The sequence below is a fragment of the Caulobacter sp. Root343 genome, assembly GCF_001425745.1.
Lineage (GTDB): Bacteria > Pseudomonadota > Alphaproteobacteria > Caulobacterales > Caulobacteraceae > Caulobacter.
Map to the genome: position 1 here is coordinate 82,939 of NZ_LMDF01000010.1, position 15,570 is coordinate 98,508.

Annotated in this window: 14 protein-coding genes and 1 pseudogene; 10 read left to right on the forward strand and 5 right to left on the reverse strand. The window is 66.1% G+C overall.

The annotated features are described in order from the left end of the window. The first annotated feature begins 59 nt into the window (after positions 1 to 59). Both ASC70_RS21260 and ASC70_RS21265 read left to right on the forward strand, forming a co-directional pair. Positions 60 to 770, forward strand: coding sequence for a DUF6088 family protein (locus ASC70_RS21260; protein WP_200940392.1), 711 nt, complete (start codon positions 60 to 62; stop codon positions 768 to 770). After that, entirely contained in the window at positions 767 to 1,822 is a 1,056-nt protein-coding gene (locus tag ASC70_RS21265) for a nucleotidyl transferase AbiEii/AbiGii toxin family protein (RefSeq protein ID WP_056054296.1), read from the forward strand. The genes ASC70_RS21260 and ASC70_RS21265 overlap by 4 nt, the downstream gene beginning before the upstream one ends. On the opposite strand, the gene ASC70_RS21270 is transcribed toward ASC70_RS21265, so the two are convergent. Then, complete coding sequence (locus ASC70_RS21270; protein WP_056054297.1) at positions 1,819 to 2,085, reverse strand: hypothetical protein; 267 nt, start codon at positions 2,083 to 2,085, stop codon at positions 1,819 to 1,821. The two genes, ASC70_RS21265 and ASC70_RS21270, sit on opposite strands and share 4 nt — an antisense overlap. A gap of 175 nt (positions 2,086 to 2,260) precedes the next feature. On the opposite strand from ASC70_RS21270, the pseudogene ASC70_RS21275 reads away from it, so the two are divergent. The 4 genes and pseudogenes from ASC70_RS21275 to ASC70_RS21290 all read left to right on the forward strand — a co-directional run bounded on the left by ASC70_RS21275 (position 2,261) and on the right by ASC70_RS21290 (position 6,903). Further along, positions 2,261 to 3,792, forward strand: a pseudogene (locus ASC70_RS21275) (replicative DNA helicase). A 62-nt stretch (positions 3,793 to 3,854) separates the two neighbouring features. Continuing rightward, on the forward strand, positions 3,855 to 4,166 hold the full coding sequence (locus tag ASC70_RS21280) for a hypothetical protein (protein ID WP_056054300.1): 312 nt from the start codon (positions 3,855 to 3,857) through the stop codon (positions 4,164 to 4,166). A 186-nt stretch (positions 4,167 to 4,352) separates the two neighbouring features. Continuing rightward, on the forward strand, positions 4,353 to 5,888 hold the full coding sequence (locus ASC70_RS21285) for a Fic family protein (protein ID WP_235519535.1): 1,536 nt from the start codon (positions 4,353 to 4,355) through the stop codon (positions 5,886 to 5,888). Position 5,889: 1 nt separating this feature from the next. Next, positions 5,890 to 6,903, forward strand: a complete 1,014-nt coding sequence (locus ASC70_RS21290) for a glycosyl hydrolase (RefSeq protein WP_235519540.1) — start codon at positions 5,890 to 5,892, stop codon at positions 6,901 to 6,903. Between the two features lie 3 nt (positions 6,904 to 6,906). Here ASC70_RS21290 and ASC70_RS21295 read toward each other — a convergent pair whose 3' ends face one another. Beyond that, on the reverse strand, positions 6,907 to 7,656 hold the full coding sequence (locus tag ASC70_RS21295) for a hypothetical protein (RefSeq protein WP_056054306.1): 750 nt from the start codon (positions 7,654 to 7,656) through the stop codon (positions 6,907 to 6,909). 186 nt (positions 7,657 to 7,842) lie between these two features. Here ASC70_RS21295 and ASC70_RS21300 point away from each other — a divergent pair, with 186 nt between their 5' ends. Beyond that, positions 7,843 to 8,415 (forward strand): Uma2 family endonuclease, encoded by a 573-nt coding sequence (locus ASC70_RS21300; protein WP_056054309.1) that lies wholly within the window; start codon positions 7,843 to 7,845, stop codon positions 8,413 to 8,415. 135 nt (positions 8,416 to 8,550) lie between these two features. On the opposite strand, the gene ASC70_RS21305 is transcribed toward ASC70_RS21300, so the two are convergent. After that, complete coding sequence (locus tag ASC70_RS21305; RefSeq protein ID WP_056054312.1) at positions 8,551 to 10,140, reverse strand: hypothetical protein; 1,590 nt, start codon at positions 10,138 to 10,140, stop codon at positions 8,551 to 8,553. Between the two features lie 480 nt (positions 10,141 to 10,620). Here ASC70_RS21305 and ASC70_RS21310 point away from each other — a divergent pair, with 480 nt between their 5' ends. Next, a complete protein-coding gene (locus ASC70_RS21310; protein ID WP_056054316.1) occupies positions 10,621 to 11,304 on the forward strand; it encodes a hypothetical protein in 684 nt (227 codons plus the stop codon). Between the two features lie 63 nt (positions 11,305 to 11,367). Continuing rightward, positions 11,368 to 12,003, forward strand: a complete 636-nt coding sequence (locus ASC70_RS21315; RefSeq protein ID WP_056054319.1) for a hypothetical protein — start codon at positions 11,368 to 11,370, stop codon at positions 12,001 to 12,003. 69 nt (positions 12,004 to 12,072) lie between these two features. On the opposite strand, the gene ASC70_RS21320 is transcribed toward ASC70_RS21315, so the two are convergent. Then, a complete protein-coding gene (locus tag ASC70_RS21320; protein ID WP_056054321.1) occupies positions 12,073 to 12,687 on the reverse strand; it encodes a hypothetical protein in 615 nt (204 codons plus the stop codon). A 252-nt stretch (positions 12,688 to 12,939) separates the two neighbouring features. Here ASC70_RS21320 and ASC70_RS21325 point away from each other — a divergent pair, with 252 nt between their 5' ends. Beyond that, the gene (locus ASC70_RS21325) at positions 12,940 to 13,653 is read left to right on the forward strand and encodes an alpha/beta fold hydrolase (RefSeq protein WP_056054323.1); all 714 of its coding nucleotides are present in this window, start codon (positions 12,940 to 12,942) and stop codon (positions 13,651 to 13,653) included. A gap of 133 nt (positions 13,654 to 13,786) precedes the next feature. On the opposite strand, the gene ASC70_RS21330 is transcribed toward ASC70_RS21325, so the two are convergent. Then, complete coding sequence (locus ASC70_RS21330) at positions 13,787 to 15,562, reverse strand: hypothetical protein (RefSeq protein ID WP_056054327.1); 1,776 nt, start codon at positions 15,560 to 15,562, stop codon at positions 13,787 to 13,789. Positions 15,563 to 15,570 lie beyond the last annotated feature (8 nt).

Below are 15,570 nucleotides of genomic sequence, written 5' to 3' on the forward strand. Positions count from 1 at the left end.
TATGTCCGAAATTTGTGTGCACTTTTCGGACATTCACACTTGTTATGTCCGAAGTTTGTATGCATATTTCGGACATGACCCGAGCCCTCACTCCGCTTAACAGCACCATCGATACCCGTATCGCTGCGGCGCCGGGTCACTACGTCTGGACGCCATCGGACTTTCTGGACCTTGGCGGCCGCGACGCCGTCGACAAGGCCTTGCAGCGCAGGGTGGGGCAGGGGGGACTTCGGCGGATCGACCGAGGCCTCTATGATCGTCCCAGCGTGAACGCTCTGACCCGTCGCCCCAGTGCGCCCGACCCGAAGGCGGTGATCGACGCGGTCGCGCGTCGCGATCAGTTGCGGTTGCTGATCGATGGCATGACTGCGGCCAATGATCTGGGTTTCACCAATGCCGTGCCCGCCAAGATCGTGGTCCACACCGACGCGCGCCTGCGGCCGATCCAATTGGGTCAGATGACGATCGCCTTCAAGCCGACGGCGGCGAGCAAGCTGACCTGGGCCGGACGGCCCGCCATGCGCCTGGTCCAGGCGCTGCACTGGCTGCGCGACACCCATGGCCAGGGCGACAGCTATCAGGACATCGCCCGCCGTGTCGCCGTCATCCTCGGGGACCCGCGGCATGGTTCAGCCATCCGCGCCGACCTGGCCAAAAGCTTCGCCGCGCTACCCGCCTGGATGCAGGACCTGCTCAGGCCGCACTTGACCGATCATCTTCTCGAGCCGGCCACCGGCCCGCTCGCCCGCGACTTCGGCGCCACCGCATGAACCTCGCGTTCGACACCGTCATCACCGCGGATGCGCAGACGCGCGCGGGCCTCTTCGCCGCCACCGCCCAGCGGCTGGGGACGACACCGCGCAACGTCGAGAAAGACTTCTGGGTGTGCTGGACGCTGGATGCGCTGTTCAACGGCCTTCCGGCCGGCGCGCCGCGTCTCCTCTTCAAGGGCGGCACATCGCTTTCCAAAGGCTTTGGACTGATCCGCCGGTTTTCCGAGGACATCGACGTCACCGTGTTCCGTGACGATCTAGGCGTGCCCGCCAGCGTCCAGGACCTGCAGGCGATGAGCGGCCGCCAACGTGGACTGATGCTTGATCGGATCGCCACGGCCGGCGCCGCCTATATTCAGGGGGACCTCCGCCAGGAGCTTTGGGCGCTCGTGACCGAAATGGCCCGGCGGACGGGAGCGACCCTGGCCGACTTTGGGCTGGATCCTGATCCGAACGAGGCCCAAACCCTGCTGCTGACATACCCGACGGTCACCCCGCCGGACGGCTACGTGCTCAACACGGTGAAGATCGAATCCGGCGCCAAGTCCGCTCTCGACCCCAGCTCGGTGCGGATCATCAAGCCCTATGTCGACGACGACACGCCGGACCTGGACCTGTCGGTGAACGGCGTGGTGGTGGTCGATGCGACCCGCACCTTCTGGGACAAGATCATCATCCTGCACGGCCTGCGGCGCTGGTTCGACATTCGCCAGGAACTGCGCGGCGGCGGCCAGCGCGTGTCGCGCCACTATTATGACGTCCACCAGCTGATGCAGACGGAGGTGGCCGGCGGAGCGCTAGCCGACCAAGCGCTGGGGACTGACGCGATCGCCCACGCACGAATGTTCTTCAACCGGCCAGACTTCGACCTGGCCAGCGCCGTGGCCCCGACATTCGCTTTGTCGCCGGACGGCGCGATGTACGACGACCTGCGTCGTGACTACGTCCAGATGGCCTTGATGATCTTCGGTACGCCGCCGGCCTTCGAAGAGGTGCTGGCCAGCATCGTCGCCCTCGAAGCCCAATTGAACGCCGTACCGGCAACCTAGGTTTTCATTGCCGCCTTGAGGCCGGCCTGGAACGCCCACTCCATCGCCCGGGCGATCTCGCCGTTGGTGTCGGAGTTGAAGCCGTGCTTGCTCCGTTCGGCCTTTCCCGCGGTGATGTGCTTGGCCACCCGGCGGAACGCCTTACGAAGCTTGGCCTCGGCCTTCTCCATCGGCGGTTCGCCCAGCACCCAGGCGGCCACCTCCTGCGGCGGCAACTGCTTCATCCGCGCATAGAACGGATGATCCTTGATACTGAAGGTCATGATGGCGCTCCGATCGTCGGGCGACCTTGGAATGCGTCGCCATCCTGCGCAACGCTGCCGCGACCGACCGGCGCGATCGCCAGGCGGGGGACGCCTCCTCAGGCTTGGATGACGCCGTTAGCCGAATCCATCCACAGTCCTGGACACCTCGACTTGAAGCGTCATGAGGTTGTCGATGAATGCTGCTGCGCGTGCCGTCGTCTGCGAACCCGGCTCGGGACCACCGTCCGAGACCGTGGTCAAGGTCGCTCCCTACAATCTTGAGGCCGAGCAGGCGCTCCTGGGCATCCTGCTCTACGACAACGCCGCCTATGAGCGTCTGACCGATAGTCTTCAGTCCCGCTGCTTCTACGAGCCCTTTCACCAGCGGCTGTTCGGCTCGATCGAGAGCCATATCCGCAAGGGCCAATTGGCCGAGCCGATCCTGCTGGCGGACGAATTCAAGGCCGACCTCGCGTTCGATGAACTGGGCGGCCTGCGCTATCTGGCAGACCTCGTCGATCGCGCCCCGCCGGCGGCCAATGCCAGTGACTACGCCCGGGCGATTTTCGATCTGTCCCTGCGCCGCGAGCTCGTCCGCATCGGCGGCGAGATCGCCACCACGGCCCACGCTGGCGGCAAGGAGAACCTGCCGCTGCCCGCCCGCGACCAGATCGAGGCGGCCGAACAGCAGCTCTACAGCCTGGCCGAAAACGGTGCGGCCTCGTCGGGCTTCGTGTCGTTTGGCGACGCCCTGCGCGGCGCCGTCGAAATGACCGCCGAGGCCTATGGCCGCGACGGCGGTATGTCCGGAGTGGCCACCGACCTGGTCGACCTCGACCAGAAGGTCGGCGGCCTCCACCCGTCCGACCTCGTAGTCCTCGCCGGCCGTCCGTCGATGGTCAAGAGACTGCCCTGGCGACTAACATCGCCTTCAACATCGCCAAGAAGTACGCCTACGAGATCCAGCCCGACGGGACCAAGAAGACCGTCCAGGGCGGCGTGGTGGCCTTCTACTCGCTTGAAATGAGCGCCGAGCAACTCGCTCTTCGAATGCTGGCCGACGCCTCGGGCGTCTCGGGCGACCGCCTCCGCAAGGGCGAGATCGACGCCAGCGAGTTTGGCCGCGTGCGCGACGCGGCCATGGAGCTACAACAGGCTCCACTTTATATAGACGCCACGGGCGGGATCTCGATCGCCAAGCTGACCGCCCGGGCCCGCCGGCTGAAGCGCCAGGTCGGCCTTGACCTGATCGTGGTCGACTACCTGCAACTGGTCACGGGCTCGGATCTCGGCGCCAACGCCAACCGCGTGCAGGAAGTCTCGCAGATCACCATGGGCCTCAAGGCCCTGGCCAAGGAGCTGGCCTGCCCCGTCATCGCCCTCTCGCAGCTCAGCCGCAAGACCGAGGAACGCGAGGACAAGCGCCCCCAGCTCTCGGACCTGCGGGAATCCGGCTCGATCGAGCAGGACGCCGACATGGTCTGGTTCGTCTATCGGGAAGAATACTATCTGGGCCGCGCCGAGCCGCGCGAAGGCACGTCCGATCACCTGACCTGGCGCGAGCGCATGGATCAGGTGGAGGGCCTGGCCGAGGTGATCATCGCCAAGCAGCGGCACGGGCCGATCGGCACGGTGCGCCTGGCCTTTTCCAGCGACACCACCCGCTTTGGCAATCTGGCCCGCGAGCGCGCCTTCGCCCAAGCGCGGGACCGGCCGGACGCGTAGGGCCGGTCCTTGACCCTGCGGCTGAGTCCACCCCACCGTCGGCCGGCAAGAAAGACCGACAGATGAGCGATGCCTCCAGCTTCCTGCCGACTAACTTCAATCCTGTCGAGGAGGAGGTGTTCGGCAAGGCCTACTGCAAGACCTGCGACCTTAAGCACTTCGACGACGCCCGCGCCTGGGCCCACCAGCACGTCCGCGAGAGCGGCCACGCCGTCGAACTCCACTTCGGCTATGACGTCCGCGACGAGCACTGGATGGGCCGGCTGTCCTATGAGCGGCTGGCCGAGTTGGAGGCGCTTCGCGCCGATCCCGAGGCGGCCAGAGCCCTCGCGGCCAGGCTTCTGAAGGACAGTAAGAGCGGTGAAGGCAGCTAGTTTCTGTGGGCGGTCAGAACGATCCGCACCAGCCTGTGCCGGCGCGCACTTCCCAAGCGTCGTCATGTTCGACACGTCAGGAGATCAGAATTCACAAAATTGGATGTCCGTGATAGGTTTTCGCACCGCGTGAACAATTTCCGCAAACCGACCATGGTCGGGTGAACACATTTCACGGAGCGCCAAGTGGGTGATTGGCCTGCGCAGTCGGTGATGGATTTTCGCGGCCGGCCGCTGCCGGAGCGCGGAAGGCCGGCTGGCTACGCCGCCCTGATTGCTCGCTACGATCTAGTCCTCCCGCCGCCGCCGCGCCTGGTCGCCATCGCCGATCGCCATCATCCGGCGTCGACCGACGATTGGCTGATGCTGACCCCACGCCATCAGCCTCAGGCCGATCTTGGCCACCAGCTTAGCTTCGCCTTCCGCTACGAAGGGATCGACCTGCAGGTTCTGTCGCGCCTGTTTCAGGCGGTCGCCGGCGAAGAGATCGCGGCGATCGTCCGGGCCGCGCCGACGGGCGCCTTCGCCCGCCGTCTCTGGTTCCTCTACGAATGGCTGACCGAGCGCCGGCTGGACCTTCCCGATCCTGGCAAGGTGCGTCTGGTCCCGGTTCTGGATCCGGATCAGCAATACGCCCTCCAGCGGGGCGAGGCCTCGTCCCGCCACAAGGTTCTCAACAACCTGCCCGGAACCCGCGCCTTCTGCCCCCTGGCGCGCCGGACGACGACGCTGGCCGCCTTTTCCGGCAGGGCGCTGGGCGATCAGGCTCGCGCGGCTATGGGCCGGGTGCGCGCCGATCTGATGGCTCGCGCGGCCGCCTTCCTGTTGCTCAACGACTCCAAGTCCTCCTTCGCCATCGAAGGCGAGCGCCCATCGGGCCAGCGAGCGGCCCGCTGGGGACAGGCGATCGCGCAGGCCGGCGCCCGTTCGCTCGATGTCTCCGAACTGAACCGCCTGCAGGCCATCGTCATCGGCGACGCACGGTTCGTGCGGCTTGGGCTGCGCGACGAAGGCGGCTTCGTGGGCGTGCACGACCGCGACACCAACCTGCCGATCCCGGACCATATCAGCGCCCGGCCGCAGGATCTGACCAGCTTGATCGAGGGCCTGGCGGCGTTCGCCGATCGCGCCGCTCAAGGCAACATGGACCCGGTGGTGGCGGCCGCCAGCCTGGCCTTCGGATTCGTCTACATCCACCCCTATGTCGACGGGAACGGCCGCCTGCACCGTTGGTTGATCCATCACGCCTTGGCCCGCGCCGCCTTCAGCCCGCCGGGTCTGGTTTTCCCCGTCAGCGCGGTGATCCTGCGCCACATCGAGCGGTACCGTGCGGTTCTGGAATCCTACTCTGCGCCCTTGCTGCCGCTGATCGACTGGCGCGCCACCGACGGCGGCAATGTCGAAGTGCTCAACGACACCGCCGACTATTATCGATATTTCGACGCCACGGCCCATGCAGCCTTCCTGTACGACTGCGTCGAGCAGACCATCGAGCATGACCTGCCCGAGGAAGTGCGGTTCCTGCAGGCCTTCGACGCCTTCGGCCAGGCCGTACAGCAGGTGATCGACATGCCGATGGCCCAGTTCGAACTGCTGCATAAGTTCCTCGAGCAGAATGGGGGGCGCCTGTCGCAGCGCGGTCGCGAGCGGGAGTTCTCGACCTTGACCGACGAGGAAGTCGCCCGCATCGAGGACGCTTACGCTCAAGCGTTCGGAGCCTAGGGTGTCGGCCTCGACGCTGCTGGCGACGCGCCGCACGGCCCTGGCCGGCGGCCTGGCCTTGGCCGCGGCCGCCAACCCGGCCCTCGCCACGCCCACCCGCCGCCTGAGCAATCCCAATCCCTCGGCCGAAGCCCGAGCGCTGTACGCCTTTCTCTGGAGCCAGTACGGCCGCAAGACCATGACCGGCCAGCAGGAGGGCGTGGCCCACCCCGACGCCGAACTTGCCTACATCCAGGCCAAGACCGGCCAACTGCCGGCGATCCTGGGCCTCGACTACATTGCGCCCCACGACAACACGGCCGTCAACGACCGGGCGACCGCCTGGTCCCGGTCCGGCGGCGTCGTCACCCTCTGCTGGCACTGGGGAGCGCCCGACATCGGCCCCGGCTACGAGAACGCCAAAAAGGACTTCGACCTGGTCGCCGCGCTGCAGTCCGGCACGCCCCAGAACCGCGCCATGACCCGTGATCTGACCCAGGTCGCCGATCTCTTGGCCGTTCTGCGCGATCGCAAGGTGCTCGTGCTCTGGCGACCGCTGCACGAGTTCGGCGGCGACTGGTTCTGGTGGGGCAAGCACGGTCCCAAGACCTTCAAGGCCCTATGGGCGCTGATGTACGATGACTTCACCCATCGCCGCGGCCTCGACAACCTGATCTGGGTGGCCGGCTGGGCCGGCCAGAACGTCGATCCGGACTGGTATCCGGGACGCGAGCGTGTCGACATCGCGGGCGCGGATCTCTACGCCGATGACCACGGCGCCATGGCCCCGATGTTCCAACAGGTGAGGGCCGTTGTCGGCGACACCGTGCCCATCTGCCTGCACGAAAACGGCCCCATTCCGGATCCGGCCTTGCTTGGTCCGCAGGCGGACTGGCTGTGGTTCATGACCTGGCATACGCGCTGGCTGACCGATCCAAGCCAGAACGATCCAGCGCATCTGAAGGCCTACTACGCCGCCGATCGCTATCTGACGAAAGACGCAGTGAAGCTGCTGCGCGGCGCGACGCCAACCTAGGGCTCAAGCCCCAAGGCGGGCGAGTTGGCGCAAGGCCGCGCCATTGCCGATCCACAGCGCGCCCAGGGGCGAAGCGGCCAGAGCGTAGGCCTCCTCCACGCTGCCGGCGGCGGAATACGTAATCAGGTGAGGATTCAGCGGCGCCGCGGAGAGCAGGAAGTTCAGCACATGCCCGTTGCTGTGGACCGCGCGCGACAGCCGGCGTTTTCGCTCGGCGGCGGGCGTCTTGGCGACGATCGCGTGAAGGGCGTCGGCATAGAGCCAGTCGGCCCGCTCCTCGTCGGCCATGCCCTGACGAAAGCCCTCGAACTCCGTCAGACGTCCGCCGCCAAGCAGCGCGGGCCCCAGGACATAGCGCGCGCCAAGATGGTCAGCCGGATCGAGAGCCAGCAGCCTCGTCAGCTGCGCCACGGCCTCGCCGTGCTCACGCCTGGCCAGGCAACAGAACGCATAGCCAAAGCCCGCCCGAAGGAACTCTCGACCGAAAGACACAAACCAGAGATCGCCGGCGTCGGTTTCGATCCGAGCGCCCAGGTCCCGGCGCGCGATTTCCCGCGCCGCGGACCAGGCGATCGCCGCTTCGACGGAGTCCTGACGCATGGCCGCGGCGGCGGCGGCGTGGGCCTCGCTCAGTTCGGGCGCGATACGCAGCGCCTCCAGCGCCTTGGCAAGGGCGTCCGGGCTCGACGGTTCGATGAAATCCAGGATCGCGTAGGCAGCCTCGCGTCTTTGCTGGTCGGTCGTCTCGATCATTGCTTCCTTCTCGATCCGGGCCATTGCCCCACGCCGAACCATGACCGCGGCATGGCCCGAGGAGCTCTATTTCTTCGCGAGACACTCGTGGTGTCTTGTCGCTCACTGGGCCACCAACCCGACCCATGTTAGCCTGAAGGTCTTGGCGGCGCCGAGATCGGACCGTGGCATCGGATCAACTCCGCGATGAACACCCTCCTGCGCGCGCTGGAAACGGCCAAGCCTCACCGCTTTACGCTGCAGGACCTGCAGGCTATGACCCAAGCTGGTATTCTCGGCGATGAACGCCTGGAACTGATAGACGGCGTGCCGGTGACCATGCCGGTCGAGGGCCCAGAGCATGGACGCCTTCGCATGCGTCTGGTCAAAGGCCTCTACCAGCAGGCGAACGATCAGGTTCAGTTGGTCGTCGGCGCTCACCTGACCTTGGGGCCAGGCACAGCGGCCTATCCCGATATTTTCCTCTATGACGCGGCCCTGGCGCTCGAGAGCCTGGACGGCCGCGCCGTAGGCCTCGTGATCGAAGTCGCCGACGCTACACTCTCGCGCGATCTTGGGTTCAAGGCCGACCTCTACGCCCAACAGGGCGTGCGCGAGTATTGGCTGGTCAATGCCAGGAACCCGTCGGTCACGGTCCATCACGGCCTGGACGATGGCGCCTACCGAGACGTTGTCGAACACCTCGCCGTCGACACCATCGTGAGCCGATATCTTTCAGGCGTCACACTCTGCCTTCGGGACCTGCCGACGATCCGCTGAATATCTGGACTGAGCGAGCCCGGCGCCGTCGAAAAGGCGCCTCGGACCTCGCAGGGAGGGCCGCGCCGCATCGACCAGGCCTAACCGTCGATGACGCGCGTTCGGTCGTTCGTTTGAGCTCAGCGATGAGCGGAATTACCGCCCCCGGCGGCTGGCGAGTTTGGGCCGCACCAGGTTCAGGCACATCTTCAGGCTGGCCGGATCAACGCACACCTCGCGCGGACGGCGGCCGCCCAGCCGCGGATCGGGGTTGCTGACGAAGGCCTTGGCCCAAGCCTCGCCGTGTTCTTCGCAGGCCGCGTCCCACAACGCCGCAAGCGCCTCCTGAGCCATGACCCTCTGGGCCTCATCGCGGCGCTGCTGGGCCACTCGGCGGTCCAGCGCTTCCAGCGCCGCCTGCAAGTGGGTCGAACTGGACCGCACCAGCGCCAGCCGGGTCGAAAGGTTCGCGGGCGGCGCCAGGCCCGTCATCCACGCCTCCGCATCCGCGCCGTGAGCTGCCAGGGCCGCGGCTCGAAACCGAGCTTCTCGATCGTCCGCCGCCGCCAGCGCCGCGGCCTCGGCCGCCAGGCGTCGCCGCTCAGCCGCGTCCGTTCGAGCCTGTTCGGCGCGCTCCAACGCGGGCCGCAGCGGCAAGCCCATCAGGTCCACGACGGCGTCGTAGGTCCAGAAGGCGTCGGCGATCCGGGAGAAGGCTGATTTGAGCTCGCTCCAGGCCGGGCCGCCATTGGCCGCTACCGAGAGGGGAGGGGGCCTGGCCCGGCCAGCTCTGCCGAGCCACGCCTCACGGTCAAAACCATCGCCCTCGGGCCCGGCGCGTTTGAGGATGTCGTCCACGCGCGTCCGCAAGTCGTCAATTCGATCCTGGCGCTCGCGCGTCTCCCTGACCAACTGGGCGATCTGCCGGCGCACCGTCATCGGCGCGCGCCACAGGTCGTCGTCGCACTCGACCAACCCCGCCTTTTGCAGCTCCTCGACATAGGCTTTGATCAAGCCGGTGGGGGTGTTGAAGTCCGGCTCCAGCGCGCGAGCCGCGCCGATCAACTCAGCCCCGCGCGAAACCTTGAACAGAGGCGGCAGGAAGCCCTGGCCCTCGAGACGGTCGCGCAAGGCCGCGATCGACAGACCAGGACGCCCAAACCACGGTTGCTGGTCGACCACCAGCATCTTCAGAACAATGGCCTGCCAGGCCCTGGGCGAGACGTTGAGGGCCTTCTCGCCCCTGGCGATCAGGACGCTGACGTGAGCCGAGAAGCCCAGGGCCTCGATCTGGACGAGCGCGCTGCTGACAGCCGGCAGATCGGTCCCATCCTTGGGACCGGGAAGGGCGGCCCAGTGACCAACCAGGGTCTGGGCCTGCCGCAGGAGCTTCTGCCGAGCGACCTCGGCGCGTTCGGCCAGGACTTGGTCCACCTCGGCCTCGACAGCGTCCTGGGCGGGGTTGAACAGCCATTTGCGCGGGGCGCTGACGAGCACCGCCTCCGACACCTTTTCGGGATCGGCGCGCCGCGACAGCTCCGAAAGATCGATCTCGATAGCCGAGGTCTCCAGCCCGCGGATCCTTGCGACCTTTTCGGCGTCCGAGGCATGGGTGACCAGGATCTCGACGATCAGCGCGCGCTCGCCCCGGCGCAGGACGACATCGGCGATGACACCGGGGAAAGCCACTTCCGCCGCCGCGGACTCGAACGCCTGATGCTTGGCGCCATGGCTTTGACGGCGCACGCCCTCGCGCTCTGCGGCTATGGCCGGCAGGGTCAGACCCAGCGCATCGGTGAGGATCTGCTTGGCCAGTTTGTGGAGGGCGGTTCCAGGGCGCCGACACAGGCCCCGTCGCGCGCATGGGCAAAGTGGTCGGCCCGCGGCCTTGGTCTCGACCCGAACTTGCGGGCGATCAAAGCTCCTCCGCAAGCCGGACACACGCAGCCACAGGCCCGACCGCTGACCACGTCACGGATGGGGACGATGCGCCCCTCGGCCGTCTGGCCAAACGCCAGGCGCACCGTTCCCCGCCGCCAAGGGCTATGATCTTTGTCGAGGCCCGCCACGGCGAAATCCTGCGCCGCGTCGCGCCCAGGCGCCAGAGGGGACACAAGTCCCTACGACCGAGCCTGTCGCACCCGCGCAAGACGGTGGTCACCAACAGTTAAGCTCAAGCGTGCAGAAGCCGGAATGCGCTGCAAGCGCGAGTCCGCGAGAGTCGTGATGAGCTTGAACCAAAACCCGCCGACTGAAGCGACGCCCGTCGCCTTGACCCTGACAGACCTGGCCAAGCGCCTGCCAACGCCGGCGATCGCCTTTGGCCCGGCCAAGGCTGTTTCGCTCTTTTACGCCGCCAGCATCGTGGCCGTGCTGGTCGGTCTGGGCTTGATGGTGCTGGCCCGCAAGCTCGGGGCCGCCGCGGGTGGCGTGCCAGGGTGGGCCGGCGTGACCCTGGTCTGGGGTGGCCTGGGAGGGCTGGCGATCCTGTTCTTGGGCGGGTGCCTGTTCGCGGTGCGCCTCCTGATCCGCGGCCTTGAACTTCGGCTCCATCGCCTGGACCAGATTTACGAAAAAGAGGCCCCGTTGATCCCGGCCTTGGGCGTGCACGATGCCCGCGACCTGGCGCGCCGGGGACGCTACGCCAAGCTCTGGGCGCAGGCGCTGGAACGGATGGCTGGAGCGGTGGGCATCTTCGGCGTCGCGGCGACCCAGTCGGGACCCTTGATGAAAGCCTGGGGCGACAGCCACATCTGGGTGGCCGGCTACCAGGCCTATCAATTCTTGCCCGCGGGGGCGGCGCTCGGGGTCTGCTTTGGAGCGCTGCTGCTGCTGGGCGTGGCGTTGCCGCTCAACAGGATGGCGCGGCTGTATGAGGAAGCTGCCGCTCTGGCCCCGCAACTTCCCTAGCGCCTACCACCATCCGACAGCGCATCGCGCGCTGGCTTTTCCCTTCACTCAAGGACCCTCTCCATGACCGATACGGCCTCGGCGCCAGAGATGCTCGCCGACCTGCAGGCGCGATATCCAGACTGGACGCTCCACCAAATCCAGGCGGTGATTTCGGGCAGGTCGACCGAGGCCGAAGTGGTCGAGCGATGCGCGCTCGACGCCGCCGAGGCGCGGCTCCAGCGGATCAGCCATGACAAATGGCCCACGCCCGACTTGGACTGGGACCTGGATGCGGCAAACTTCCACCGGTCCATGGACATCCACTCAGCCGAAGCCTTCGCCCAGGACTTCGGGGAGGTCGGCCTGTACTGGGTCGAGGTCGAAGACCTCGTGAGCGCTCTGGCCAGCACCGCAAAGCGCGCGAGCTCGCCGTTCGACGAAGCCTATCGAGATAAGACCCGGCGGCTGATCGCCCACCTGGAGCGTGGCGGCAAGGTCAGCCCGCCCCTCATCCATTGGGATGCCGGTCTAGACGGCCTCTGCCTGGCGGGCGGCTATCATCGCGCGAACTGGGCGCTGCATATCAAGGCCGGTGTCATCCCGATCCTGATCCGGGCCATCCACCTGCCGATGGTAGAACTCATGATTACCCTGACCGAAGACGCCGCCGCGGTGGGCGGGGTGCGCGGATTCAACGAAGGCTACGGCAAGCCCTGACGGTCTCGGCGCGTTCGACGCCGGAACCGGTCTGCCAGAGCCAGGGAGGAGATCTGCGGCCCCGCTGGACTATCCGGCTGGCCGCAGGTTCGGATCGTCAGGTCCGTTCGCCATGGCGGCGATCGATCCGTCGGCCGCCGCGTTGTCGAGATGGGCCCGCAACACCGCCAGCACCGTTTCGCGGACAGGCGTACCGTCCTGTGTCTGCACCACTAGGTCGCCGACATGGGCGAGCGCCATACGCACGAAGGAAAGGCAGACGATCGCGCGTCGGTCGGGAACGGTCAGGGCCCGAAGCGGCGCCATCATCGACTCGATGATTGCATCGGTGCGCTCGTCGAGTTCAGCCAGTCCCTCGGCCGATCGGATGTCCGGTCGCCAAGCGTGGCGGGCGTCGAGCCGCCCCTTATAGCCCCACTCAACGCCGGCCAAACCATCCTCCTCAACCTGGTCGGCTAGGGTCCGAAGCAACTGGGCGGCCTCGAAACGGCGCTCGCGGTTGGCGGACTTGTAGGTGACCCCGCTGACAGCCGCCGCGACGAGGGCTTCGGCGATGTCCCAGCCGACTTCCGAGGGCTCCAGTCCCAAGGCTTTGGCGTCAAATCCTCTGAGCTTGAAGAAGGCGTTCAGCGCTGCGTCGTAGACCTGGGCTTTATACTTTACGCGCTCGGTCGGATTGATCATCTGGCGAGGCCCTGTCGTTGTGATGCCGAAAAGCCCTAAGCCTAGATCCGACTCGCTGAACTTGACCTAGCGCCATCGCGTGGCGCGCCCAAAGCCAGCGCGTCATGCTGAACAAGGGAATGAGTTGGCGCCTTTCGTCAGCCAATTGGCGCGCTTGGTGAATGTCCAAATTCTCTGCCGGCCTAACTTCCAGTCATCGGCGCCGGCGATCGCCATGATCGTCGAGGCGTCCTGACTCCGGAGAAGGCAGTCATGAACAACCTCATCAAAGACGCGCGTCGTATTCCGGTCGGCGACACCGGGACCACGGTGTCGTTCAGCCCGATCACCCTGGCCGCGCCCGACCGGCGCTTGCCGCTCGAGCTGCGCATCACCGGGCCTGCCGCGGGCGAGGCCTTGCCCATCGTGCTCCTATCACACGGCCACGGACCGTCGAACTACATCCCCTCGAAGGATGGCTATGGTCCCCTGGTCAACTTCTACGCCGAGCGCGGCTTTGTCGTGATCCAGCCCACGCACCTGAACTCCAAGGTCGCGGGGCTCCCCGCAGGCGCGGCCGGAGGGCCGCTGTTCTGGCGCTCGCGCGTCGAGGACATGAGCCTGATCCTGGATCGTCTCGACGAGATCGAGGCAGCGGCGCCGGCCTTCAAGGGGCGGCTGGATCGCGCCAAGGTCGCGGTTGTCGGCCATTCCATGGGCGGTCAAACCGCCGGTATGTTGCTGGGCGCGCGGCTCACCGACCCGAAGGATCCGGCGGCCCAGGACGTCAACGTGCTTGAGCCGCGGATCAAGGCCGGCGTGCTGCTCACCGCACCTGGCAACGGCGGCGATAGCCTAACCTTGGAGCAGTGGGCCCACTACGGGCCGCTCCTAAGGTCCGGAGAAATAAGCCCGGCAGTGGTTGCAAAATTGATCGGGTGCGGCCGCGCGACCGTGTATCGCCGACTTCAGCGCGAGGAGCCATAAAGGGGAAAACCTGACTCTTAGCAGCAGTCAGGAACGTCCGCTCTCCGTCAGTTGACCGCGGTTGAGCCAGGACCCGAGGACCCTATTTCAGCGCCCTGTAGGCGGCGCTGTGCTTGGAGGGAGTGGTACGTCCTTAGCTCTTGGTCTCGCTGGCGTTAGGTCCTCTATCGACAGTCGCAGATACGCTGATGCCGTCGTCGAAACTGTTCCACAAGTCTTGAATGAAAATCCGTTGGCCGCGCGACTGCATCGTATAGGGGATAGGGGTGCGCCTTACAGGCTTCGCGGCCTCTTCCTGCACCCGGCATGCGATCTCGGCGAAGACGGCCGCTCCGGGACCGATCTCATGGCGAAGGCGGATCAGCTGGGGCCAAGTGAATACCACCACGGTCGCGCCCGGGGCGTAACCAAGGCCTCGGAACCGGGCGTTAGACCGGCCGAGCCCCCATAGCCGGATCATGATAGGCAGCCTTCCCAAGGGAAGCTTGAGCTTCAGTACCTGGCAGAGGCGTTCAACCCCGTGTTCATCGATCCAGTCTGATACGGTCGCGCCCCATGTTTCGACCTTGTCCACAAAGTTCTTGGCCTTGCTCCGCTGTGTCTTCAGGTTGCTGGAATCGAAGTCCTGCCATTTGAGCTGGAACAGGACGAGTTCGCCGGTGATGTAGTCCAGGATCGCTGCATCCACGTCGGTGACCACGCGACCAGCGGATCTCAGTTTCGTCTGGGTGGAGACGCACTGGTAGCGATCCCCTTGGAACAACGCGCAGAGGTCATCCGCCATCCAGGCTTCGTGGTGAGACCGAACGGCATTCAGCAGAGCCGGAGTTGTCGATTCACGGAGCGCGCGGATGTGACTGAGAGGATTGCGGAAGACGGCGCTGATCGGCATCAGCAAGTAGCCGTCGGCGATTTCGATCAGCATGGGGAAGCTGGGCGTGTGCTCCTTGAAGAAAAACGGAGCATCGTCGGCGCGGACGGTCACGAGATCCACGACGGCCGCCGCGAGTGGTTCCGGCGTGCCGATGATCACAAGTTCCGCGATGAGCTCTGGCCTGGTCTTCCAGATGCAAAGGCTCATGGCGAAGTTGACGTCTGGAAAGATCTTCCGCGCTTCTTCAATGTAGACGATGTGCGCGAGGTAACGGCCTAACAGCATATGCACCGTCGTCACCATGTCGGCGCCGGTACACGCCCCCAACTGCGCGTCGGGGTGGAGGCCGGCGTCGCCGCGCCATTCGAGCACCGTGTCGGTCAAGAACTTTAGGAAGGCGCTGTCGACGTCGCGGCTGGACGTGTAGCCCACCATCGTTCCCTGCGGTAGCTTCCAAGGGAAAACCTGCGTCGCCATTTCCGCGCGGAGCGCAGGGCCGATGTCCGAGTCCGTCGCCAGCCGGCCGGCGGCGAACTTCATCTTCAAGTCCAGAACCCGCGCCCGATCGACCTGATCATGGAAGAAATCGGTCTGGACCGCTTCGGATAGAGATAGCTCGATGTCGTCCCCCGACATGCGACCATTTACCATGCCGTGACGGATGCGCTCGGCGGTATCCGTCAGCATCACGTAGCGGCCGCACGCGTGCATCAGGTTGAGCACGATATGACGTGTTTCCTCGGTGCTCGCGGCTGCCGGGATGCCGCTGAAGCGCCCGACCTGCGGCAGGAGCAGGCTAAGCAGGATGTTCCAACCCCGCACGATGAGGTCGAAATCGGCCAGGTGAATGTACTCGCCTGGTGGCCGACCCAGGTTCTGCATGACCTGCATATGGTCGAGCGCTCGGCACGCTTCGATCAGCAGGGCCCCACATGACCAGTCGGGGTGCTGGCCAACAAACGCAACCACGTCCGCCAGCTCGGCCTCGCCCAGGGCCTGTAGACGGGCTGCGATCTGCTCTTGCGCGCCCTCCATCTACTGCG

Bases quoted from the DNA above. Each gene is read 5' to 3' on its own strand.
- ASC70_RS21260 (WP_200940392.1), top strand. From the start codon at position 60: ATGCATATTTCGGACATGACCCGAGCCCTCACTCCGCTTAACAGCACC.
- ASC70_RS21265 (WP_056054296.1), top strand. From the start codon at position 767: ATGAACCTCGCGTTCGACACCGTCATCACCGCGGATGCGCAGACGCGC.
- ASC70_RS21270 (WP_056054297.1), bottom strand. From the start codon at position 2,085: ATGACCTTCAGTATCAAGGATCATCCGTTCTATGCGCGGATGAAGCAG.
- ASC70_RS21280 (WP_056054300.1), top strand. From the start codon at position 3,855: ATGAGCGATGCCTCCAGCTTCCTGCCGACTAACTTCAATCCTGTCGAG.
- ASC70_RS21295 (WP_056054306.1), bottom strand. From the start codon at position 7,656: ATGATCGAGACGACCGACCAGCAAAGACGCGAGGCTGCCTACGCGATC.
- ASC70_RS21300 (WP_056054309.1), top strand. From the start codon at position 7,843: ATGAACACCCTCCTGCGCGCGCTGGAAACGGCCAAGCCTCACCGCTTT.
- ASC70_RS21310 (WP_056054316.1), top strand. From the start codon at position 10,621: ATGAGCTTGAACCAAAACCCGCCGACTGAAGCGACGCCCGTCGCCTTG.
- ASC70_RS21315 (WP_056054319.1), top strand. From the start codon at position 11,368: ATGACCGATACGGCCTCGGCGCCAGAGATGCTCGCCGACCTGCAGGCG.
- ASC70_RS21320 (WP_056054321.1), bottom strand. From the start codon at position 12,687: ATGATCAATCCGACCGAGCGCGTAAAGTATAAAGCCCAGGTCTACGAC.
- ASC70_RS21325 (WP_056054323.1), top strand. From the start codon at position 12,940: ATGAACAACCTCATCAAAGACGCGCGTCGTATTCCGGTCGGCGACACC.
- ASC70_RS21330 (WP_056054327.1), bottom strand. From the start codon at position 15,562: ATGGAGGGCGCGCAAGAGCAGATCGCAGCCCGTCTACAGGCCCTGGGC.